The sequence below is a fragment of the Flavobacterium cryoconiti genome (assembly GCF_048158645.1).
Classification (GTDB): Bacteria; Bacteroidota; Bacteroidia; order Flavobacteriales; family Flavobacteriaceae; genus Flavobacterium; species Flavobacterium cryoconiti.
On sequence record NZ_JBLNKW010000004.1, the window covers coordinates 249,375 to 270,875 of the forward strand.

21 protein-coding genes are annotated in these 21,501 nt (G+C 31.3%); 8 read left to right on the top strand and 13 right to left on the bottom strand.

Annotated elements, in window-relative coordinates:
* Window positions 1-84 precede the first annotated feature (84 nt).
* From ACM55H_RS08085 to ACM55H_RS08095, 3 genes are read left to right on the top strand one after another with little or no spacing between them, the layout of a single operon-like run.
* Complete coding sequence (locus ACM55H_RS08085; protein ID WP_416836025.1) at window positions 85-1,083, top strand: PorP/SprF family type IX secretion system membrane protein; 999 nt, start codon at window positions 85-87, stop codon at window positions 1,081-1,083.
* A gap of 12 nt (window positions 1,084-1,095) precedes the next feature.
* Window positions 1,096-1,611, top strand: a complete 516-nt coding sequence (locus ACM55H_RS08090; protein ID WP_416836027.1) for a gamma carbonic anhydrase family protein — start codon at window positions 1,096-1,098, stop codon at window positions 1,609-1,611.
* Between the two features lie 28 nt (window positions 1,612-1,639).
* The gene (locus tag ACM55H_RS08095) at window positions 1,640-1,942 is read left to right on the top strand and encodes a hypothetical protein (protein WP_416836028.1); all 303 of its coding nucleotides are present in this window, start codon (window positions 1,640-1,642) and stop codon (window positions 1,940-1,942) included.
* 15 nt (window positions 1,943-1,957) lie between these two features.
* On the opposite strand, the gene ACM55H_RS08100 is transcribed toward ACM55H_RS08095, so the two are convergent.
* The 5 genes from ACM55H_RS08100 to ACM55H_RS08120 are packed head-to-tail and all read right to left on the bottom strand — an operon-like array spanning window position 1,958 to window position 6,001.
* Window positions 1,958-2,671, bottom strand: coding sequence for a LytR/AlgR family response regulator transcription factor (locus tag ACM55H_RS08100; RefSeq protein ID WP_416836029.1), 714 nt, complete (start codon window positions 2,669-2,671; stop codon window positions 1,958-1,960).
* A 53-nt stretch (window positions 2,672-2,724) separates the two neighbouring features.
* Window positions 2,725-3,813 (bottom strand): sensor histidine kinase, encoded by a 1,089-nt coding sequence (locus ACM55H_RS08105; RefSeq protein ID WP_416836030.1) that lies wholly within the window; start codon window positions 3,811-3,813, stop codon window positions 2,725-2,727.
* On the bottom strand, window positions 3,814-4,173 hold the full coding sequence (locus ACM55H_RS08110) for a DUF4907 domain-containing protein (protein WP_416836031.1): 360 nt from the start codon (window positions 4,171-4,173) through the stop codon (window positions 3,814-3,816).
* On the bottom strand, window positions 4,163-5,170 hold the full coding sequence (locus ACM55H_RS08115) for a Kelch repeat-containing protein (RefSeq protein WP_416836032.1): 1,008 nt from the start codon (window positions 5,168-5,170) through the stop codon (window positions 4,163-4,165). Before ACM55H_RS08115 ends, ACM55H_RS08110 begins: the two co-directional genes overlap by 11 nt.
* 15 nt (window positions 5,171-5,185) lie before the next feature.
* The gene (locus ACM55H_RS08120) at window positions 5,186-6,001 is read right to left on the bottom strand and encodes a DUF6268 family outer membrane beta-barrel protein (RefSeq protein WP_416836033.1); all 816 of its coding nucleotides are present in this window, start codon (window positions 5,999-6,001) and stop codon (window positions 5,186-5,188) included.
* A gap of 262 nt (window positions 6,002-6,263) precedes the next feature.
* On the opposite strand from ACM55H_RS08120, the gene ACM55H_RS08125 reads away from it, so the two are divergent.
* Both ACM55H_RS08125 and ACM55H_RS08130 read left to right on the top strand, forming a co-directional pair.
* Window positions 6,264-7,586: a DUF4270 family protein gene (locus ACM55H_RS08125; RefSeq protein WP_416836034.1), complete on the top strand. Its 1,323-nt coding sequence runs from the start codon at window positions 6,264-6,266 to the stop codon at window positions 7,584-7,586.
* Window positions 7,587-8,822, top strand: coding sequence for an aromatic hydrocarbon degradation protein (locus tag ACM55H_RS08130; protein ID WP_416836035.1), 1,236 nt, complete (start codon window positions 7,587-7,589; stop codon window positions 8,820-8,822). It abuts the gene before it with no gap.
* A 1-nt stretch (window position 8,823) separates the two neighbouring features.
* Here the strand turns inward: ACM55H_RS08130 and murI are convergent, their stop codons facing one another.
* From murI to ACM55H_RS08170, 8 genes are all read right to left on the bottom strand, one after another.
* The gene (gene murI / locus ACM55H_RS08135; protein WP_416836036.1) at window positions 8,824-9,600 is read right to left on the bottom strand and encodes a glutamate racemase; all 777 of its coding nucleotides are present in this window, start codon (window positions 9,598-9,600) and stop codon (window positions 8,824-8,826) included.
* A gap of 113 nt (window positions 9,601-9,713) precedes the next feature.
* Entirely contained in the window at window positions 9,714-10,214 is a 501-nt protein-coding gene (locus ACM55H_RS08140) for an OmpH/Skp family outer membrane protein (RefSeq protein WP_039108822.1), read from the bottom strand.
* Between the two features lie 42 nt (window positions 10,215-10,256).
* The gene (locus tag ACM55H_RS08145; RefSeq protein ID WP_416836037.1) at window positions 10,257-11,447 is read right to left on the bottom strand and encodes an OmpH/Skp family outer membrane protein; all 1,191 of its coding nucleotides are present in this window, start codon (window positions 11,445-11,447) and stop codon (window positions 10,257-10,259) included.
* 37 nt (window positions 11,448-11,484) lie between these two features.
* Complete coding sequence (locus ACM55H_RS08150; RefSeq protein ID WP_416836038.1) at window positions 11,485-14,229, bottom strand: BamA/OMP85 family outer membrane protein; 2,745 nt, start codon at window positions 14,227-14,229, stop codon at window positions 11,485-11,487.
* Window positions 14,162-14,902, bottom strand: a complete 741-nt coding sequence (locus ACM55H_RS08155) for an isoprenyl transferase (RefSeq protein ID WP_416836086.1) — start codon at window positions 14,900-14,902, stop codon at window positions 14,162-14,164. Before ACM55H_RS08155 ends, ACM55H_RS08150 begins: the two co-directional genes overlap by 68 nt.
* A gap of 4 nt (window positions 14,903-14,906) precedes the next feature.
* Window positions 14,907-15,590, bottom strand: a complete 684-nt coding sequence (gene porG / locus ACM55H_RS08160) for a type IX secretion system protein PorG (RefSeq protein WP_416836039.1) — start codon at window positions 15,588-15,590, stop codon at window positions 14,907-14,909.
* A 156-nt stretch (window positions 15,591-15,746) separates the two neighbouring features.
* On the bottom strand, window positions 15,747-16,631 hold the full coding sequence (locus tag ACM55H_RS08165; protein WP_416836040.1) for an NAD kinase: 885 nt from the start codon (window positions 16,629-16,631) through the stop codon (window positions 15,747-15,749).
* 69 nt (window positions 16,632-16,700) lie between these two features.
* A complete protein-coding gene (locus ACM55H_RS08170) occupies window positions 16,701-17,360 on the bottom strand; it encodes a CBS domain-containing protein (protein WP_416836041.1) in 660 nt (219 codons plus the stop codon).
* A gap of 113 nt (window positions 17,361-17,473) precedes the next feature.
* Between ACM55H_RS08170 and ACM55H_RS08175 the strand changes: the two genes are divergently transcribed.
* From ACM55H_RS08175 to ACM55H_RS08185, 3 genes are all read left to right on the top strand, one after another.
* Complete coding sequence (locus ACM55H_RS08175) at window positions 17,474-18,187, top strand: pyridoxine 5'-phosphate synthase (RefSeq protein WP_416836042.1); 714 nt, start codon at window positions 17,474-17,476, stop codon at window positions 18,185-18,187.
* A 173-nt stretch (window positions 18,188-18,360) separates the two neighbouring features.
* Window positions 18,361-20,640 carry a TonB-dependent receptor plug domain-containing protein gene (locus ACM55H_RS08180; RefSeq protein WP_416836043.1) on the top strand — a complete coding sequence of 760 codons (2,280 nt, stop codon included), beginning with the start codon at window positions 18,361-18,363 and terminating at the stop codon, window positions 20,638-20,640.
* Window positions 20,641-20,643: 3 nt separating this feature from the next.
* Window positions 20,644-21,495: a DUF4249 domain-containing protein gene (locus tag ACM55H_RS08185; RefSeq protein ID WP_416836044.1), complete on the top strand. Its 852-nt coding sequence runs from the start codon at window positions 20,644-20,646 to the stop codon at window positions 21,493-21,495.
* The last annotated feature ends 6 nt before the right edge of the window (window positions 21,496-21,501 follow it).

The window sequence follows — 21,501 nt, forward strand, 5'->3', positions numbered from 1 at the left end:
AATAAATTAACAATAATTTAGTTATCTAAAGAGTTTTTATTGCATTTTATTGGCTAACGAATCATTTTATATATTAGTTTTTCTATGTATAACAAAATTAAATTATTAGCAGTCTTCTTTTTTATGTATCAATATTCTTTTTCACAAGAGGGTATTGCGGTGTATTCTGATTATTTATCAGATAATTATTATTTGATTCATCCTTCTATGGCAGGAGCAGCAAATTGTGCAAAAATTAGGCTTACTGCTCGTAAACAATGGTTTAGTCAGCAGGATGCGCCTGAGCTACAAACACTAAGTTTTAATGGTAGAGTGGGAGAAAAAGCTGGAGCTGGAATTATTTTGTTTAACGATAAAAATGGGTATCATTCTCAAAAAGGAGTTAAGCTTACGTATGCGTATCATCTTATGTTTTCTAGAGATGAAATTGATTTAAACCAACTATCTTTTGGGATTAGTGCAGGTTTGATTCAAAGCCAATTAGATGAAACCAGTTTTTTACAATCAGGTGATTTTGATCCTATTATTGATGGAACTGTTGTGCAAAAAGATTCCTATTTCAATTTTGATATTGGAGCATCCTATAATTATTTAGATTTTTATGTGCACGGTACAGTAAAGAATGCCGTTGAAACCAGACGAGATATTTACACCGAATATGAAAGTGATAATTTAAGAAAATATTTGTTGAGTGCCGGTTATGTTTTTGGGGATAAAGATAGAGTATTGTGGGAACCATCATTTTTATTTCAACTGGTGGATAAGACCAAAGAAAAATCAATTGACTTCAATATTAAAGCCTACAAAAATATGGATTTCGGAATGCTTTGGGGAGGTTTGTCCTACCGTAGAAGCTTAGACGGAGCTGAATATACTAATGGTTCAGGAGTTTCTAAACAAAAACTTCAATATATTACTCCTATCGTTGGAGTTAATTTTAATAATTTCATGTTTGCTTATACCTACTCACATGTATCAGGTCCAGTGAAATTTGATAATGGTGGTTTTCACCAAATCACTTTGGGAATCAACTTATTTTGTAAGCCTGAAAAATATGAATGTAACTGTCCTGCAATTAATTAATTTACTTTATCCATGTTAATCAAATCTGTTAACGGAAAAACACCCTTAATACCTGAGGATTGTTATGTCGCCGAGAATGCTACTATTGTTGGTGATGTTAGTTTTGGTTCTTCTTGTAGTGTTTGGTTTAATGCCGTTATAAGAGGGGATGTTAATTTTATTAAAATTGGTGATAAAGTTAATATTCAGGATGGTGCGATTATTCATTGTACGTATAAAAAACATCCAACAATTATAGGGAATAATGTTTCTATTGGTCATAATGCTATTGTACATGGTTGTAGGGTTCATGACAATGTATTGATTGGAATGGGAGCAATTGTAATGGATAATTGTGTGATTGAAAGTAATTCTATTGTTGCAGCTGGTGCTGTCATTACCCAAAATACAGTTGTTAGTTCAGGTTCGATTTGGGCCGGAGTTCCTGCCAAAAAGGTAAAAGATATTGACCAATCTGATTTTGCAGGTGAAATCGAACGTATTTCTAATAATTACGTAATGTATTCCAGTTGGTTTAAAGAGGAATAAGCATCATTTTTCTTTCAATAATTAAAGCATGGGCAAAAGAAAAGATAAAGCTTCGCATATATTAAACACTTCGTCAACATTACTTGGTATTTGTTTTATCGTACTTACTTCCATAAAAATTAATAATACCAGTGAGACCACTATTATTGATCAACTCATCGCTGTTTCCATTGTTATGTTCATGACAAGCAGTATTCTTTCATTTTTATCCATGCGAAAGACTAAAAAGCCCAGCGAACGACTAGAAAAAATAGCAGATATAGTTTTTCTGATAGGACTTTTCTCCTTGTTCATTATAACCATGTTGGTTACGTTGAATATCATTAAATAATTTATTTATAATAAATTATAAATTGATTTTTTCAAAGAATGAGTTTTTGTAGCTTTCACTAATCGGGATTCTTTTTTCGGCAATTATAACTTTGTTTTTCTGGATTGATTTCACGTGTTTTATATTGATGATATACGACCTGTGAATTCTTGCAAATCCTTTGGATGAAAGTAGATTTTCCAGTTTTATAAGACTAATTAATGTTAGTGTGTACTTATTGTCAGTGGTGTATATTTTGACATAATCTTTCAATCCTTCGATAAATAAAATATCTGAAAAATTCAATTTTACATTTTCATATTCAGCTCTTACAAACATAAAATCCTGTTCGATTTCAGGAGTGGAAATCAAGTTGTTACTTACAGGTAGATTTTGTGGATTGAAAATTTGTTGTGCCCGTAAAACGGATTTTAAAAACCGATGAAACGGAATGGGTTTTACCAAATAATCGACCGCGCCAAGATTAAATCCTTCAACAGCATAATTAGAATAAGCAGTTGTAAATATGATTAACGGTTTTTTCTCTATGGCATTAATAAAGTCAATTCCTGAAAAATGAGGCATTTCTATATCCAAAAAAATCAAATCAACATTGGACTGATTGATTATTGAAATCGCATCAATGGCATTAGTGAATGTGTTTACCAATTCAAGAGAATCTACTTTGCTGACAAATTCTTTGAGCAAATCAACCGCTAATGGTTCGTCATCTATAATTACACATTTCATCTTTTTTTGTTTTTTATTTAAAATTTGGAACAATTAAAATCTGCATCAGGGTTTTAATTAAAAGAAGTTTGAATCTGGTCTAGTTTTAAATTTAAATGAACACTATAATTACTGTCGGTTTCAATAATAGTAAGTTGGTGTGCATTGGGATAAAGGAGATTCAGGCGGTTTTCAATATTGGTCATTCCTATCCCTGAATTTTCCGGATCTTTTCTGTGATTTTCAATTTTATTTTCTACCCAAAAATCTAAAATATTCTCTTCAATTGTTATTTTTATTTTTACAAAAGCCGCTCCTTTGTAATCGGTTCCATATTTAAAAGCATTTTCGATAAATGAAATCAAAAGCAACGGCTCAATGTATTTGTTTTTTGTCTCGCCATGAATATTAATGTTGATGTTTTCAATATTATTTAATCGCAGTTTTTGTAACTCAAGATAGTTTTTAATGTAATTGATTTCTTTTTCCAAAAAAACAGATTTATTATCGGTTTCATACAACATATACCGCATCATTTCTGACAAAGTTACAATTGCATCTGGAACTAAATCAGATTTTTTATAGGCTAATGAATAAATGCTATTTAGGGAATTAAATAAAAAATGAGGATTAGTCTGTTTTCTTAGATAGTTTAATTCTGTTGAAGCCCGATGTGTTTCAGCAATTAATTTATTTTGCTGATTGTTATATAATTCAGACAAGGTTTTTATAATTGTACCAATTGTAATGATTAATATATAGAAAAAAGAAGGAACAGCTTTAAAAAAAAACGGTTGCTTTCTTTTCAAATTGGCGTTTACTAAAATCTCTTTGCCAGATGAATTAATCATTCTGAGAGGTCTCATATTCTTAAATTCGGGCATAAAAAAATTATACCTAATAATCATAAAGAGGATTATTATAGAAATTAAAATAGTAAAATATTCCCAATATTTTTTTTGCAAAAGCAATAAAGGAACTAAGTATAAATAATTCAGATAGAATAGTAATATTCCCGTAACCCACTGGGCATAGAAATCAGGATTGATACTAAAAGGACTTTCGTAAAACTGAATTAATGAGGTAACAATGAAGAAACACCAAATCATACTATGAAAAAGTATTTGGTTTAAATTGTTGTTTTTAATTCCTTCTATGTTCATCTAGATTTTTACAGCTGATAAAAATAAATCTTTTTTTGTTACCGTAGGCGATAAATCGTCTTTCAATTTTTGTAGCACTAAGTGTCCCACCTTCAGCGCTTCTTCTTCGGTTTTGAAACTTTTATTTTCGCTAATAACGGGAATTACAGTTTGTTTTATTATAATTTTTTTATTGTTAGTTATAAAATAACCCCAACCTGTAGGCGTTTTTAAAGATTTTACGTTTAAATTTTCATTTTTGTTACAAGAAATAAATAGGAATAAGCCCAATAGTAGGAATACATTATTTCTTGCAATTAGGAATGATAAATTCTTCTGGATTGCTGTCCAGAAGAATCTATTTGTTGAATTAATTGTCATCATCATTTTGTTCTTCTAAAGGTTTAAATTCCCATGAATCATCAAAATAGGATGTTCCGGTTCTTCCTAGCATAATAAATCCTCTTTGGTTAATTGAAAAACCTGTAGCATCTGTTCTTGCTGAACCTTCAAGCGGTGTTCTTTCTAACCAAATATCAGTTGATGGATTGTATTCCCAAATCGATTTTGAACTTTCGCCACAAGCGACATATCCTAATCCGTTCATAGAAAAACTGGATGCATTAGAACGAACAATTACATAATCATCATTGTAATCATAATCATCTTCGGTGTCTTGATCAATGTCGCGTTTCCTTGTCCATACATCAGTTGCTGGATCAAACATCCAGAAATCAACTTGGTATACTCCGCTATTTACTCCTGTTCCAAAATAGGCTTTATCATCAATTACAAAAACAGTTGCATTTCTTCTTTTGTTTCCACTAAATCCATTTGCCAATGTCCAAGAATCAGTAGTTGGGTTGTACTGATAAAAATCTTTTAAATAGTTTCCATCATAACCAGTTCCAAAATACGCTTTACCGCCCACTTGAAATCCTACAGCTGAATAACGCGCAGTTCCTCCAAAATCTGCCTTTTGCGTCCAAGTGTTACTGGTAGGGTCATATTGATAGAAATCTTTCAATTTATTAGTGCCGTCATAACCAAGACCCACATAGCCTTTCTCGTTTAATTCAAATCCTGAAGCAGAACTTCTTGCGGTTCCTATAAAATCAGCTTTTTGTTCCCAATAATCGCCCGTTGAATTGTAAGCCCAAAGATCTTTTAGATATTCGTCTCCTGTATATCCAGTAGTTACAAAGGCGTAAGTGCCAATTACGAAACTCGTTGCACTTGATCTCGCAGGTCCGTCAAATGAGGATTTTTTAATCCAGTTTCCCATTAAATCTTCGGAATCATCATCATTGCTGCAGCCTACAAATACTAAACTTGCAAAAAGTGTAGTGAACAATATTCCTTTTTTTAAACTATTCATAATTTATTGTATTTATTAATGTTTGTATTTTATTCCAATGTTAAAAATGTAGCCGTCAGTATTATTAAAATCAAATTTTGATTCTCCACTGTTGTTCGTCAGATTGTATTTTTTGTTAAACTGATAACCTCCTTTAAGGTTTACAAACCAGTTTGAATCCATGTTTCTCTCATATTCTAATGCCGAAGTCATTTGTGAAAAACTAAATCTTGTTGCGGTGTTTAAATCATCAAGAACTCTTGGTCTATCTAAGTTGTAAAAATTCCCATCGAAACTATTTGTAACATTGAATGTATTTCGATTGCTATTCGAATAAGAAATAGTTGAGTTTGGAAAACCAATATTTACAAATGCATTCTTATTTATTTGATGATAAAAAGAAAAAGTTGGCAATATTTCCGGTTTGCCAAACGGTGCCATTCTTTTTATACCAATGCTAATGGTATTTCTAGAATTAAAAGAATGGTTCACTTCTAAACCACCCAGAATCGACACATCAGAAATTCCAGGATTACGCTCGAAACTAACCGTTGGATTAATTTCTAAATTCAATTTTGTTTTCCCTGTTAGTTGATGAGAAAATTCAAAATCATTTTCGAAACTAGTAAACTGATTAAGGCTGTTTTGTAAATCATAATTTTCTAATGAATAATTGATTCCAATATTTTTGTACTTAACAGTGTTGGTTATTTTGTTTTTCGAATCAATATTCTTAAAAAAGGTTAATCCAATTCCGGTTTCATTTACTGTAATTTTCTCAGTTGGTTGTGTTTTTACATTCAACTCTAAGGAATATCCGCTTTGGGCCGATGCATTAAGAATTGGAATCATAAATAACAGGTTTACTAAAGTCTTTATTCTCATTATTTTTTTATTGTTTCAAAAGTAGATACGTTATTCAATTAAAAAAAAGAAGATATATATACCGCCCAATTTCATAGACAAACAAGGCATTTGTCTGGTCGAATGAATAATTAGTGTCGGTGTCTTAATTGTAGATTAGAATTGGCTTTTTATAGACAGAAAGCTTCGAACGGTATATGTTATTATGCGGTATAAAGTGGTCTCTTATATATTTGTTCAAAAAACATTTATGTATAAGGTATTGTTGTTGCTGTTTTTTGGACTTATGATGAACTCGTGTAACTCTGATTCTGACACTGGTGAGTTTGTCGTTGGCTCTGACTATTTATCGGTTAATAATAAAGTCATATTGATTGATACTTTAACGGTTGATGTCGCTACTATTAATTTTGATTCATTAGTAACATCCAGTCAAAGTAGGATTCTGGTTGGGAATTATGACGATCCTATTTTTGGAAAAGTAAAATCAGACAGTTATTTTCAAATGTCAGCTGCAAGTTACAGTCTGTATAATGAGAGCTCCGATACAGATGCCCCAAATTATGTGTTCGATTCCATTAAATTGGTTTTAAAAGAGGATAAGTATTTCTATGGGGACACAACAAAAGTACAATCCCTTAGTATTCATAAGTTGACACAAAAGGTCAAGCCTAATCTAGATGACAATAATTTTTATAATAATTCCAGTTTAAATTATGATGCTGAAAGTTTAGGCAGTATTTCATTTAAACCAAAACCTAATAGTAAGGACTCAGTAGTTGTTAAACTAAATAATGAATTTGGAAATGCTCTTTTTCTAAAATTGAAAAAACATGAAATATCAACTTTTGATGAGTTTACTGAATATCTCAAAGGATTTGTTATCAAGTCAACATCGGGTAATTCTTCCAGCATTATAGGTTTCAATATGTCCAGTGCGCTTCGGTTGTATTATTCAAAATACCTAGGTGATTCAGAAACATCTTTAATTAAAAACTTCTCTGTTTTGGATGTATCCAAGCAATTTAATAACGTCACTTTGGATAGGACAGGAACACAAATTCAGGATTTGCCTATTTCATCAAGTAGACTGTCCAGTTTGCAAACAGGGAATAAAGCCTTTATTCAATCAGGAACAGGAATTGCATGCCGAGTAGATTTTCCTAACATAAAACAATTGAAATATCTCTCAGAAAATGGAGCAATTGTAGATGCGGAATTAATTATAAAGCCAGTAAATAATACCTATTCAGACACGTATCCTTTAGTAGATTCATTACGGGTTTTTGTTGGAGATAAATTAAATAGAATTAAGGGAACACTTAATACTATAGCTGGAAAACCTGTTTATGCAATCTTGAATAAGACAAGTGATGAATTCAATGAGAATATTGGATATTCAATTTCGATAGGATCTTTTTTGCAGAGTGAAATGCTAAAAGAATCAGATTCTAAATCTTCATTGATTCTCACATTGCCCAGTATTTCAAAAGCGGTTGACAGACTAGTTTTAGGCGACCAGAAAAATGGCAACAATAAAATTCAATTGAAAATTTATTATATTTCTTATTAGATGAAAAATAAAATAGCATTCGTAGGTTTGTTTCTTTTTATAACAACAGCTTCGTTTTCACAAAGTATTTCCAGTTCTCCCTATTCGCTTTATGGTTTAGGAACCTTGTATGATTCTGATTTTGGCTCAATTCCTTCTATTGGCTCTTCAGGAATTGCATTACCATCGAATCGATTTATCAATAATTTAAATCCCGCCTCTTTGGGGTTTATGTATCAAAATCATTTTTTATTTGATGTAGGAGGAAAGGCTATTTTGTCGAGTTATGAAAATAATCTAAAAAAAGAAAATCGGAATAATGTCCAGTTTTCCCATATCGCTTTTGCTTTTCCGGTGACATCAAAATCAGCTTTTAGTTTAGCGCTAAAACCTTATTCGAGTTCCACATTCAAAATATCTAATTTATCATTGCCAATTCAAGATAGTCAGGAAAGCTATACTTTGAATGCTACAGGAACTGGCGGATTGAATAATTTTGATGTTTCGTATGGGTATAGAATAGGTAAAAAACTGGCTTTAGGAATTTCAACGTCTTTACTTTTTGGAAACACTACTGATGATAGGAATTATACTATTTCTAATTCTGTAACTAACATTTATAAAAAAACGAATTACAATGGAGTCAGGGCATCTCTGGGAGCTCAGTTCAAAGTCGATTCTACATTTACTTTAGGAATGAATTTAAAATCGCCTACAAAAATAAATGCTACCAAAATACAATCCGTAGCCATAGTCAATAATTCTGGTACTACAACAATTGAATCGGAACTTGCATCTGATACCGATGATTATTATATGCCATTGGAAATAGGAGTTGGTTTAAGTAAAGTTTTTAAAAACAACTTGAATCTGACACTTGATTATGGAAAAGGGTTGTGGAATGGTACGAATCAATCTGATTTGTATGGTAATTTTATTAATCAGGATAAACTTGCTTTGGGATTTTCATATAGTAAATCAAAAAATATAAGAAGCTATTTTGATAGAATTCAGTACTCGACAGGATTGAATTATGACACAGGTTATTTGGAGGTTGATAATAAAAAAATTAATTCTATGTCTATTTCATTAGGAGTTTCACTTCCTATCGAAAACACTTTTTCAGCGTTGAATATTTCGTATTCCTATGGACAAAAAGGAAGAATCAGTGATGGACTTATCAAAGAAAATTACCATAAATTGTCACTTAATTTATGTTTAGATGGAATTTGGTTTGTCAAAAGGAAATTTGAATAGATTAAAAATCTATTTCTTCGACAGTATATTTGTTTTCTAAAATTTCAGTTAAAACTCTAGGGTTACTATTGACATAGAAAATAGGTTCGCTTTTTTCAGTTGAAGAAAAACCTATTTTTTCTCGTAATATTTTTTGAGTCTGTTTCGCTACAGCTTCACCAGAATCGATGATGTGAATGTGTTCTGGAAGTATCTTTTTTATTTGAGGAATCAAATACGGATAATGACTGCAGCCCAATACTAAATAATCGATGTTAGCCTCAATCATAGGAGTGAGATAGGAGTAAAGTAGTTTTGTCATTTCCGGTGAATTGATATCGCCATTCTCAATTAGTTGCACTAATCCATGACCTACTTGTTCAATTATTTTGGTGTCTTGATACATTTCAGCAGTCTTGTTAAAAAGCTCACTGTTTAATGTGCCTTGTGTGGCAAGGATTCCTATAATTTGAGTCTTAGAATGTGTTGCTGCCGGTTTTATGGCCGGTTCAATACCAATGAAAGGAACATCATATTTTTCTCGTAATTCTCGAATAGCATTAGTAGTTGCGGTATTACAAGCTACTACAATCAATTTACAGTTCATTTTAAGCAATAAATCAGTATTTTTCATGCTTAAAGCAACAATCTCTTCTTTCGATTTTTGACCATAAGGGGCATTCTTACTATCGGCTAAATAGATTGTTTTTTCGTTAGGTAGTAAATCATGAATTGCGCTCCAAATTGAAGTACCTCCAATACCTGAGTCAAAAATTCCTATTGGTTGATCATTGTTCATAGAAACAAAGTTAAGTGCTACCATTTAAATATCCTAAAATTTATTTTAACAAAAAAAACTGCTCAATCCTATATTTTAGGGTGAGCAGTCTTTAAACTATTTTTGTGTTGTTTTTAGAAACCTAAATCTTTTTTCACATCAGCTGTCAAATTTGGACCGTCAGCTAATAAAAGTGTAGAACCATCTAACACATATTGAAACCCTTTTGCTTTACCTACTTTTTGGATAGAAGCTCTTACTTTTTCCATTAAAGGTTTTACGATATCAGATTCTTTTTGTTGTAATTCTTTTTGAGCATTATCTCTAAAATCAACAATTCTTTTTTGCATATCTTGAACTTCTTTAGAACGTTCTCCATTTACAACTTCAGTAACTGTTGCAGATTCTGCTTCGTATTTTTTTAATTTTGCTTGGTATTCTTCAACCATTTTTTTGTAATCTGCATCGTATGTACCACTTAATTTTTCAAGTTGTTTTTGTGCTTCTAACATAGCTGGCATTTTTGCCATAATTTCACTCACATCAACATGAGCAGTTTTTGCTTGTGCGTTAATAGTTTGGTTTGCACCAAATAAAAGTATTGCAGCAATTAGTAAAGTTTTGATTTGTTTCATCGTTTTTAAAATATTTAGTATTAATTTTTGTTAGTATTTTTTTTAATTTTTTTCTTTAGCTTTTTTAAGAGCTTCTCTTTCTTCCAATATTTTTTTTCTTTTTTCTTCTAAAGCTTTTTTGCGATCTTCTAATACCTTTTTACGGTCTTCTAAAATTTTCGCTTTTTGTTCTATTTGTTTCTCTTTAGCTTCTTCTGCAGCTTTTTTTGAATCGACTTTAGTAGAATCACTGATAACTGTTTTAGCCTTTATATCTTCTGTTTTAGAAGAGGCAGAAATCGTGCCAGTTTTTTTTGCTTCTCTTTCTTCGAGTATTAGTTGTCTTTTTTCTTCAACTGCTTTTTTACGATCTTCCAACGTTTTTTGTCTCAAATCCATTTGCTTTTGTCTTGCCTCGGCAGCAGCAGTTTTAGACGCTTCAATTTGTTGGGCTTTATCAGTTGTTGTTGCTGTTTTATCGCTATCAGTTACAACTCCTGTTTTTTTAGCTTCTCTTTCAGATAGAAGTTGTTTTCTTCTTTCGTCAAATTCCTTTTTCTTCTCTTCTTGAAGTGATTTTCTGTCAGCTATAATTTTGTCTCTGGCTGCTTTTTTTTCATCTAATGCTTTTTGTCTATCAGCTAAAACTGGATTTTCATCCAGAGCATCTTCTTTATTTTCTTTCGCCTCTTCTTCCTTAAGTTGTTTTTTACTTAACTGTTCTCTCTTTTCTGCTCGATTTATTACTCGTAAAACCTGATCACTTACATCAAATCTTTTTGCTGAAAAAAGCATCGTTAAATCAGAAGATTTATCAAAGATAAAATCGTATTTTTTTGCTTCAGCAATATCTTGAACAGCAGTAAAAACTTGATCTTGTATTGGTTTTGCTAACATTGATTTTTGTTGAATCAAATCGCCATTAGCCCCAAATCTTTTTTGTTGATAATCTAAAGATTCATTTTCAAGGAACTTAATTTCTGTTTCTCGTTCATTAATAAGTTCTTTTGTCAGTAAAGCTTGTTCTGCTTTTAATGCATTTTTTAACTTATCTATTTCGTTTTTTTTAACTTCAATCTCTTGTTTCCATTTTTGGGCTTTTTGCTCTAATTGGATTTTAGCTTCCGTATAATCGGGTACGTTTTGAAGGATATACTCCATGTCAATATACCCTATTTTGGTTCCCCTAGTTTGCGCATGAGAGGTAGTTACTACAACTAGCGCTAAAAATATAAATAAAAATTGTTTTCTCATAACTTTAATGTATTAGAAAAATTTTTAACTAATTTTTTTAAAATTGTTGTCCAATGATAAAATGGGTTTCCCATCCGTTTGGTTTAGTTGTTCCTGGTAAGGCATCAAAACCATATCCAAAATCAATTCCTAATAATCCAAATGCAGGCATGAAGACACGTAAACCAGCTCCAGCGGAACGACTTAATGCAAACGGATTATAGCTTTTGAAATTCGCATAAGACGAACCTGCTTCTAAAAACGTTAATGCATAAATAGATGCCGATGATTTTAATGTTATAGGATAACGCATTTCCAATGAAAATTTATTATAAACTGTTGCTCCAATTTGTTCTCCAGCAGCGTTTACCGGTGTTAAAGAGTTGTTTGGATATCCTCTCAATTGTATGGTTTCTCTACCATCCATAGAGTAATTTGCTAATCCGTCACCACCTACATAGAATCTTTCAAAAGGAACAACACCTCTATCTTGATTGTATGCTCCAAGGAATCCAAATTCAGTTAAAGTTCGTAGTACTAATTTACCATAAATTTTTGTGTACCAGTCAGCTTTGAACTTAATTTTATAATATTCTAACCAATTAAATTTCTGTTGATCTACTTTTGCAGGGTCAGCAGCTGCATCTTGATAGTTAGAAACTTTGTTTGGAGTTGGGTTTGTTGTACTAGGAATAACTTCTACATAATCTCCTTCATTTACTTGTATTCCATTTGAACCGGTATAAGTAGTACCTTTATATTTGTATTTGTATTCTTCTTTATCGCCTAATGTTGCATAATCAGTTCCATTTATCAATGAGTATGGAGGAGTTAATTTTGCTGAAATGCTAAACTCTGAACCATACGTTGGGAAGATTGGATTTACTCCTTTATTACTTCGGGTTAATCCTATTGTGTAAGCTAAGTTTCTAGAAGTTCCATTTCCAAATGTAAATAATCCTGTGTTGTAATTATGTAAATCATAATGTTGGTAACTTATCGATTGTGACAATACAAAGAAATCATCTGGCACAGTTAATCTTTTAGCTAAACCAACAGACAAAGTAAGGATATTAAAACTCTTAGTTTTATCTACTCTTTGTGTTACATAATTATTTAAAAACTGTTTACTATAGGATAATGAGGTACTAAATTGTACTGGTTTTTTTCCGCCAAACCATGGTTCAGAAAACGACATACTATAGGTTTGAAAGTAAGTACTTCCCTGTAATCTCAAAGAAACTTTTTGACCGTCTCCCATTGGTAAAGGTTTGTAGGCTTCTTTGTTTAAAAGATTTTTTGCTGAGAAATTATTGAAAGATAATCCCAAAGTACCTATAAAACCTCCTCCACCATAACCACCTTGCAGTTCTATTTGACTAGATCCTTTTTCAACAAGATTGTATTCTATGTCAACAGTTCCAGCCCCAGAATCAACATTTTTAAATTTTGGATCAATCGCTTCAGGATCAAAAAAACCTAACTGTCCAATCTCTCTAATAGTTCTTACCAGTTCTTCTTTGCTGTATTTTTCTCCGGGTTTAGTTCTTAATTCTCGGTAAATTACATGATCATTAGTTTTGTCATTTCCTACAACTGTAATTTTATTGAAATAAGCCAAAGGGCCTTCAGTAACTCTTATCTCAAAATCGATAGTATCGTTAGCGGTCTTTACCTCTACGGCATTTATATTTGAAAATAAGTAACCATTATTTTGATATAAATTGGTAATGTCTTCTCCGTCTGGTTTTGATTTATCAGCAATTCGTTTCTCAAGAAGTACACCATTATAAGTTTCTCCTTTTTTTACACCTAATATTCTACTCAACAATTGATCTGAATATACAGTATTTCCTAAAAACTTAATATTTCCAAAATAGTATTTATTTCCCTCTTCTACATTTATTTTAATTGACAATGCATTCTTGTCTTTGTTGTAAGTAACAGAATCAGAAAGTATTCTGGCATCTCTATATCCTTTTTCTTTATAAGCAGCAATTACTTTTTCTAAATCAGTTTTGTATTTTGCTTGTATGAATTTAGATGCTTTTAAAAGTCGGATAGGGTTTTTTTGTTTTGTGTCTTTCATTGCGCCACGCAATGTTTTGTCAGAAATTTTTTCATTTCCTGCAAAATCAATATTTTGAATCTTTATTTTGTCACCTTTGTCGATATTCACAAGCATGTTTACTTGGTTAACTGTTGTAGTATCCTTGGTGGTATTTATGGTTACTTTTGTATTGTAATAACCGTCTTTTTTGTATTTATTTTCAATGTAATTTTTAGTCGTAGTGATTAAATTTTCGTTTACAATCTTGTTTTTGGTAAGGCTATTATCTTTTATTAAAGCCTCCGTTTTATTTTTCTTAATACCTACAAATCTCACCTGATTTAACTTGGGTAATTCTGCAATATTTAAGTCTAGATAAATGCTGTCATTTTGAATTCGATTAACATAAAAAGAGATTTCATCAAAAAGCCCTAATTTACCAAGTTTTTTTATGGCGCTGCTTATTTCTTCTCCGGGAATAGTTATTTCCTGTCCTTTTTGAAGTCCTGCAAAAGTTACTACGGTCTGAGAATTGAAACTTATTTTTCCAACAACTGCTACATCGGCTAGAATGTATTTTTTTCCTTGATCAAAAGGAACTCTTTCTTGAGCCTTAATTTGAGTAAAACTTCCCAAAATCAAAATGGTAAGGACTGTTTTTATGCTTTTATGTAACACTAAAAAATTATTTAATTTGTTCACTTGTTTTTCCAAATCTACGTTCTCTTTTTTGATAACTAATAATAGCCTCATATAAATCTTGTTCTTTAAAGTCTGGCCACAATATATCAGTAAAATATAATTCTGCATAGGCGATTTGCCACAACAAAAAATTACTTATTCTATGTTCTCCACTTGTTCGTATTAATAAATCTACGTCCGGTAAATTTTGCGTGTAAAGATGCTCATTTATAATTGAATCGTCAATAGTGTCTATTGAAATTATATTATTTTTAACTTTACTACAAATGTTTTTAATCGCAGAGACTAATTCTTCTCTAGAACCATAGCTTAATGCCAGTGTTAATGTCATTTGCGTGTTGTCCTTTGTTTTATTTATTACATCGAGAAGTTCTTTTTGTGCTGATTTTGGTAATTTTTCAAGATTTCCAATAGCATTCAGTTTGATGTTGTTTTTTTGGAGTGTTATAAGCTCCTTTTTTAAGGAATTTATTAAGACTCTCATTAAAGTTTCTACTTCCAGTTTTGGTCTGTTCCAGTTTTCAGTAGAGAAGGCATATAAAGTGAGATATTCTATTCCTAATTTAGCACTGGCTTCAATTATTTTTTTTACTGATTTTGTTCCGCTTTCATGTCCAAAAGCTCTTAAAAGCCCTTTTTGTTTTGCCCAGCGTCCGTTACCATCCATGATAATGGCTAAGTGTTTTGGTAAATTAGTTGTGTCTATCGTATTTAGTAAATCCATTTCTTTATTCTGCACAGTAACAAGGTTTGTTTCCAAAGGTATAGGTTAGGGTTAATCCCGAAAACACATACCAGTCATTATTATTTAAATTTCCAAATCGTAACGTTTCTAAATTATCATTTTTCGGATTGCTTCCGTCTAGATTATCCGTTAGTGTGTATCTTGCTCCAACTTCTACAGCTAATATAAAATTAGGCGTAATGTTAGATTTTATTCCTAAATTCATTGGAATTGCAAAAGAACCCGCACTCTTATCTTTTCGTGTTACGCCGGATAAAATATATAATTCATCATATCTAAAATAACTTATTCCAGAATATACATAAGGCGTGATTTTATTCTTCATTTCATGAAGGTTGAAATCAAAAAAATTGAATTCAAGGCCTAAAGATACTTCTTTTATGCTATTTTCAAAATGATATCCTCTTTGGTTTCTACCAGCCTCTTCAGAATCCAAATCGTTTGAAGTTATTTTTGATTGTGTATAGGAAAATCTGTAGGCATGTCTTGGGCTTTTATTCCATTTGTAAAGGATTCCCAAAGCAGGTTCATTTGGAGAAATATAGGTTGTAGATCCAACATCTCCAATGTAGTTACTGCCACCTACAAAAATACCAATTTCATGAATTTGAGCATGAACCACCAAAAGGGGAAACAGGCATAAAAATAAATTAAAAACTTTGTTCATTTAGTTAAAATTGCGTGCAAATATAATAATTATCAATACGATTCAATACCTATTGTATTAATTGTGTCCTCTTTTGAGTAATTCACAATAAATTGGTGTTAGATAAATCCAAACGTGAAAAATAGATAGAATCGTATAGTGTTTAACTAAAATGGATTAATTCCTTCTGTCTTCTCCCCAAAGTAGTTTGGTACGCAATGTTTTTAGAAAGGTCTCTTCTGGGATTTCCACCATGTTTATTTGAAAAGGAGTTTTCTTAATGGTTAGGATTGATTCGTTTTTTACAGATGCAATTCTGGAATCTAAGGATACTAAATATTGATTTTCTCTACCGGAAACTTTTAATCTTATTTCTGTTTCATCAGGAACTACAAGCGGTCTGGCATTTAAATTGTGCGGTGCGATAGGAGTTATTACTAAGCTTTTTACATCTGGGGTTAAAATAGGACCTCCGCAACTTAAATTATATCCTGTTGATCCTGTAGGAGTGGCAATAATTAAACCGTCTGCCCAATAGGAATTTAAAAACTCATCATTCAAGTACGTTTCTACGGTAATCATCGAGGTGGAATCTTTTCGGCTAACTGAAATTTCATTCATAGCAAAATTGATGTCTAATAGCGATTCGTTTTCGGGAGTACAGCACAAACTTAATAGTGTTCTTTTTGAAATGGTGTATTTTTTATCAATGACAAACTGCATAAATGCAGCAATATTCTCTTTTTGAACAGTAGCCAAAAAGCCTAATCGGCCTGCATTTATTCCTAGTATTGGAACGCCAGAATTCCGGACTAATGTAACGGCTCTTAAGATAGTTCCGTCACCACCAATACTGATTAGCATATCAAAACTTTTGTCTAATTCTGTATGTGATGAAAAAGTATTGTATTCTTTTTGTATTATTTTCTTTTCATAAAGCATTTTAAGAAATTCTGCTTCAATAACCATTTCAACATTGTTTTTATTAAAAAAAACAAAAATATCTTTTATGATTGGTTCTGTGCTTACAAGATAGTATTGTCCGTATATAGCTACTTTCATCTGTTGTTTAATCGTTATTTAGTTAAATCGGTTAATTTGTTGAAGTAAATAAACAAATTAACGAGTAAACTATATATTAAGGTATTTGTCTAAATAATCAGAACGTTCCTTTAAGTTATTAATGTAATTATCTTCTTGATGCTCTGATATGATTTCATAATTATACCTCCTGAAAGTTTGGATAATTTCATTCATGGCTCCTAAACTTATTTTCATAGTTATTTGGACACTTTCAACATCAGCATCAGATATAAATAAACCCAAAAGCTTTCCGTTATTGCTTTCAACAATTTGGGTAATCTGACTCATTGAGTAATCCAAAATCGGTTTTTTGACAACAATAATTCCACCTGGTTCTTTTAAAAAAGGAGTTTCATGGAAAAATTTCATGATGTCCTCTATTTCATAATAGCCAACATATTTATTGTTTTCATCTAAAACAGGTACTAAATTAGTGTGGTTTTTTGCGAAAATTTCCAAAACATCCAGCCAAATAGTATTGGTTCTGGTAAAAAATCCTTCAAGAGTAAATCGATAATCAGCTACTTCCTTATCGGTATCAAAAGTTTCTATATCGTCGGATGCAATACTGCCAATATAAATTCCCTCTTCAATCACTGGAAAGTGTGAAAAGTGCAATTCATCAAAAAACTCTTGAACAACCGCAATTGTATCATGGCTGTCAATCGCTTTGAAATCGTTGGTAATATATTCTGTTATTTCTGTCATAAATCAATCGGCAATATTTCATGCAAAATAATCAAAAATAAGCAAAAACTCCTAAGTTTTACTTTGTATTTTTGCTCCAATAAATAGTATTATCACAATCAAAAAGTGTTCCAATGACAAAGTTAAGTGTAAACATCAATAAAATAGCTACTTTACGAAATGCTCGTGGTGGAAATGTCCCTGATTTATTAAAAGTCGCAACCGACATTCAAAAGTTTGGAGCAGAAGGAATCACCATACATCCACGTCCGGATGAGCGTCACATTCGCTATCAAGACGCCCGCGATTTGAAATCCATTGTTTATACCGAATATAATATTGAAGGAAATCCTGAGAAAACATTTATCGATCTTGTTCTCGAAATAAAACCGACCCAAGTTACTTTAGTTCCTGATGCTGTCGATGCTATAACTTCAAATGCAGGTTGGAATACGATAAAACATGCCGATTATCTCAAAGAGATTGTTCAAGAATTTCAGAGCAATGGAATCAGAACGTCTATTTTTGTTGATCCGGTTCTAGAAATGATTGAAGGCGCGAAAAAAATTGGAACCGAAAGAATCGAACTATACACCGAAGCCTTCGCACACGAATACAGTTTGGGTAACGAAAGAGGAATACAGCCCTATATGGAATCAGCGATTTTAGCCAATCAAATCGGATTAGGAATCAACGCAGGCCATGATTTAAGTTTGGATAACATCAAGTTTTTCAAAGATAATATACCGGGATTACTCGAAGTTTCTATAGGTCATGCTTTAATTTCCGAAGCCATTTATCTAGGATTGGATAATGTGATCAATATGTATTTGCAAAAATTAAAATAGTTTGTCTTTTAGTTTAATCTTAAAACAGGCATAAAAATCAAAAATATTGATTTTTATGCCTGTTTTATTTGCGAAATATATTAGGGATTTAAAATAAGTAAATAAAATAACAAGCCCAATTTTATTAAGTTACAATTGTTTATCTTAGCATTTTTCTTGTTAAAATTATAGCTTTGAGATCAATTATTTTATTTTGTTTATTCTGTTTTTCTAATTTATTTGCGCAATCAAAGGCAACAATCTTTGGAAATGTAAAGTCTGCTGAAAACTTGAATTTAATTGGAGCTAGCATTGGTTTTAATGTAGATGGTCAAAAAAAATATTCAGCAACTGACTCTCTGGGAGCATTTTCTGCAAACCTTAAATCAGGATTAGTTATAGTAACGATTAGTTATTTGGGTTGTTTAGAAAAAGAGTTGAATTTTGATTTGAAGAAGGATACCATACTTTCTATAGTATTAGAAAAAGATATTTCGTTTTTGAAGGAGGTTGTAGTTTCTAATAACAAGAAAAAAAATATAACAACTCTTTCTGGAGGTAAATTATCTTTTAATCTTAAAGAATTATCTTCAGTACCCACTGTTCTTGGAACAACAGATATAATTAAGCTTTTACAATTAACACCCGGTGTACAGAATTCAGGTGATGCAAATGGATATTTGTATGTTAGAGGTGGTGATCCTGGCCACAATGCAATAGTATATGGTGGAACCCCAATATATGGGATGTCTCATTTATTAGGTGTTTTTCCTTTTTATAATACCGACCATATACAAGAAGTAGAATTTGATAAATCAAGTTCTAATGCAAAATATGGAGGGCGTTTAAGTTCTACTACTTTATTGATTCCTAATAAAAAAGTCCCTCAGCAAGTAACAATTCAGGGAAATATTGGATTATTAGCATCTCAGTTGACTTTGGCGATTCCTATTACTGAAAAATCAGGACTTTTTATCTCAGGTAGAAAAACATATATTGATGAGGTTATAGCTCCAATATTAAATTCAGGATCAAAAAATAAAGATGTTCAAAATATGAAATATGGTTTTTTGGATAGTAATTTGACATTTATTATTGAAATTTCTAAAAATAGCTTGTTGACGGTTGATGCTTTTATAAGTTCTGATAAATTGAAAATTAAAGATTCTAATTTGACTTTACAATCCAGTTTGAAATGGGATAATTTTGCAGTGTCTCCTACATTGATTTCTAAATTATCTCCTAAAACGAGCATGTCAAATGGCATTTACTTTACTCAATATACTAATGAGTTATATATGGAACAATCTACAATTCAAATGGGAGTTTCATCCTATGTTCAGGATTTTGGATTTACAAATTCAGTTCGCTTTTTTATTAAAGAAATACCTTTCGAATCTGGTTTACAATACATTTTTCACAATTTACAACCACAAAAAATTCGAATAGAGAATCTAGACGCGGATAAGAATACAGAGCAGAATAACTTAATTAAAGCAAACGAACTTGCTGTTTTTGCAACTGCAAAACCTAAATTGTATGATAATTTAATTGCAGAATTAGGTTTAAGAGTTAGCTATTATAGTTCAGGATTAAAGTCTAATTCATTCTTGCATTTACAACCTCGTATTGTGTTAAATTATTATCCACATAAAAATTTCTCGGTTTATACTTCATATAATAGACAAAATCAATATTTAAATCTAATAACTACTTCAAGTGTAGGGATTCCAACGGATTTTTGGATTGCAAGCTCAGACGGAATTCCATCGCAATCTTCAAATGAATTTTCCATTGGTTCTAACCAAACTATTTCAAGAAATATTACATCTTTATTTGGAGGCTTTTATCGTTCAATGAAAAATTTGTTAGAATATCCTTATGGAGTCACTCAGTTTAATGAAATGGCAACATTGAAAAAGGATTTGCTTGTTGGAAGAGGAAAAGCATATGGTTTAGAAATGATGCTGAGAAAGAATAATGGAAAGTTCAAGGGATGGTTGAGTTATACTTTGAGTTGGTCCAATAGAAATTTTGATGAACTCAATAATGGAAATACTTATTTTGCTAAATATGACAGACGTCATAATTTGTCACTGGTAGGAATGTATGATTTAAATTCCAAATGGAATTTTGGAGTCACACAAATTTTCAGTTCGGGGAATCGTTTTACAATGCCAACATCATGGTATTTTATAAATAATAACCCTGTCAAAGAGTATTCAGAGTATAATAACGCTCAAATGCCAAATTACATTCGGACAGATATTTCGGTTAATTATTTTTTTATTAAAACGGCAAAAAAGGAAAGTGCGTTAAATTTTTCGGTTTATAATACTTTCAATATAGAAAATCCTATTTATGTCGTTTTGAATGTTACGGTTAATGAAAATAAAGACAGTGTCATTGTAAAGCCTGAAAATAAGGTCTTGTATAGGATACTTCCTTCAATAAGTTGGAGATTTAAATTTTAAATAATGAAAAAATATTATTTATTCTTTTTAACAATAGTATTCAGTTGTAATAACGATACTATTGGTAATGAAATTGATCTTGAGTCAAAGATAGTTGTTGAAGGTTGGATAGAAGAAGGAGATGTTCCTCAAGTTATATTGTCTAGTAGTATTCCTATAAGTGATGTTATTGATTCAACTAATGTTTTAGATCATGTTATACGTTCTGCAAAGGTGACTGTTTCTGATGGTCAAACAATAGAGGTTTTACGAGTTAAAAATGATAAAGAAAGAGTTCCTCCGTTTGTCTATTTTGGAACAGAAATAAAAGGAATAGCGGGCAAGACATATACATTAAAAATAGAATATTTGAACCAAATAATAACAGCAAGTACAATTATACCTAAAACTGTAGCTCTTACCAGTGCAGAATATGTAAAAAAGAATACCACGGATTCAACTGGATATGTTTTTGTAAAATTTGACGATCCTTTAAATGAAAAAAATTACTATCAAGTTGCAACAAGATTAGATAGACAAGAGCCTATTTTTGTTCCCGCTTTTTATGGTAATCTAGATGATAAAAATTTTGATTCGTCAAAAATTTCTCTGCAAGTAAATAGAGGTGTGTTGCTTTTTCCTAAAACTAAATTCAAGCCTTATTTTACCGACGGTGATTTGATTTTTGTGAAATTAAGAACTATGAATAAGAATGCATTTGATTTTTGGAATAGCTGGCAAAACGAAATTGTCAACAGCAAGAATCCTATTTATCCTTCTAATACTAGTTTAAAATCAAATATTAAAGGAGCTGTTGGTATTTGGGCAGGTTACGGACAAAGCACTATATTGATTAAAACACCGCTAAAAAAATAAGGCCGA

Excerpts from the sequence above, each read along its gene's own strand:
- ACM55H_RS08150 (WP_416836038.1), bottom strand. The coding sequence starts at position 14,229 with ATGAGGCTATTATTAGTTATCAAAAAAGAGAACGTAGATTTGGAAAAA.
- ACM55H_RS08165 (WP_416836040.1), bottom strand. The coding sequence starts at position 16,631 with ATGAAAGTAGCTATATACGGACAATACTATCTTGTAAGCACAGAACCA.
- porG (WP_416836039.1), bottom strand. The coding sequence starts at position 15,590 with ATGAACAAAGTTTTTAATTTATTTTTATGCCTGTTTCCCCTTTTGGTG.
- ACM55H_RS08105 (WP_416836030.1), bottom strand. The coding sequence starts at position 3,813 with ATGAACATAGAAGGAATTAAAAACAACAATTTAAACCAAATACTTTTT.
- ACM55H_RS08095 (WP_416836028.1), top strand. The coding sequence starts at position 1,640 with ATGGGCAAAAGAAAAGATAAAGCTTCGCATATATTAAACACTTCGTCA.
- ACM55H_RS08090 (WP_416836027.1), top strand. The coding sequence starts at position 1,096 with ATGTTAATCAAATCTGTTAACGGAAAAACACCCTTAATACCTGAGGAT.
- ACM55H_RS08130 (WP_416836035.1), top strand. The coding sequence starts at position 7,587 with ATGAAAAATAAAATAGCATTCGTAGGTTTGTTTCTTTTTATAACAACA.
- ACM55H_RS08140 (WP_039108822.1), bottom strand. The coding sequence starts at position 10,214 with ATGAAACAAATCAAAACTTTACTAATTGCTGCAATACTTTTATTTGGT.
- murI (WP_416836036.1), bottom strand. The coding sequence starts at position 9,600 with ATGAACAATGATCAACCAATAGGAATTTTTGACTCAGGTATTGGAGGT.
- ACM55H_RS08170 (WP_416836041.1), bottom strand. The coding sequence starts at position 17,360 with ATGACAGAAATAACAGAATATATTACCAACGATTTCAAAGCGATTGAC.
- ACM55H_RS08085 (WP_416836025.1), top strand. The coding sequence starts at position 85 with ATGTATAACAAAATTAAATTATTAGCAGTCTTCTTTTTTATGTATCAA.
- ACM55H_RS08155 (WP_416836086.1), bottom strand. The coding sequence starts at position 14,902 with ATGGATTTACTAAATACGATAGACACAACTAATTTACCAAAACACTTA.
- ACM55H_RS08125 (WP_416836034.1), top strand. The coding sequence starts at position 6,264 with ATGTATAAGGTATTGTTGTTGCTGTTTTTTGGACTTATGATGAACTCG.
- ACM55H_RS08115 (WP_416836032.1), bottom strand. The coding sequence starts at position 5,170 with ATGAATAGTTTAAAAAAAGGAATATTGTTCACTACACTTTTTGCAAGT.
- ACM55H_RS08110 (WP_416836031.1), bottom strand. The coding sequence starts at position 4,173 with ATGACAATTAATTCAACAAATAGATTCTTCTGGACAGCAATCCAGAAG.
- ACM55H_RS08100 (WP_416836029.1), bottom strand. The coding sequence starts at position 2,671 with ATGAAATGTGTAATTATAGATGACGAACCATTAGCGGTTGATTTGCTC.
- ACM55H_RS08175 (WP_416836042.1), top strand. The coding sequence starts at position 17,474 with ATGACAAAGTTAAGTGTAAACATCAATAAAATAGCTACTTTACGAAAT.
- ACM55H_RS08145 (WP_416836037.1), bottom strand. The coding sequence starts at position 11,447 with ATGAGAAAACAATTTTTATTTATATTTTTAGCGCTAGTTGTAGTAACT.
- ACM55H_RS08120 (WP_416836033.1), bottom strand. The coding sequence starts at position 6,001 with ATGATTCCAATTCTTAATGCATCGGCCCAAAGCGGATATTCCTTAGAG.
- ACM55H_RS08185 (WP_416836044.1), top strand. The coding sequence starts at position 20,644 with ATGAAAAAATATTATTTATTCTTTTTAACAATAGTATTCAGTTGTAAT.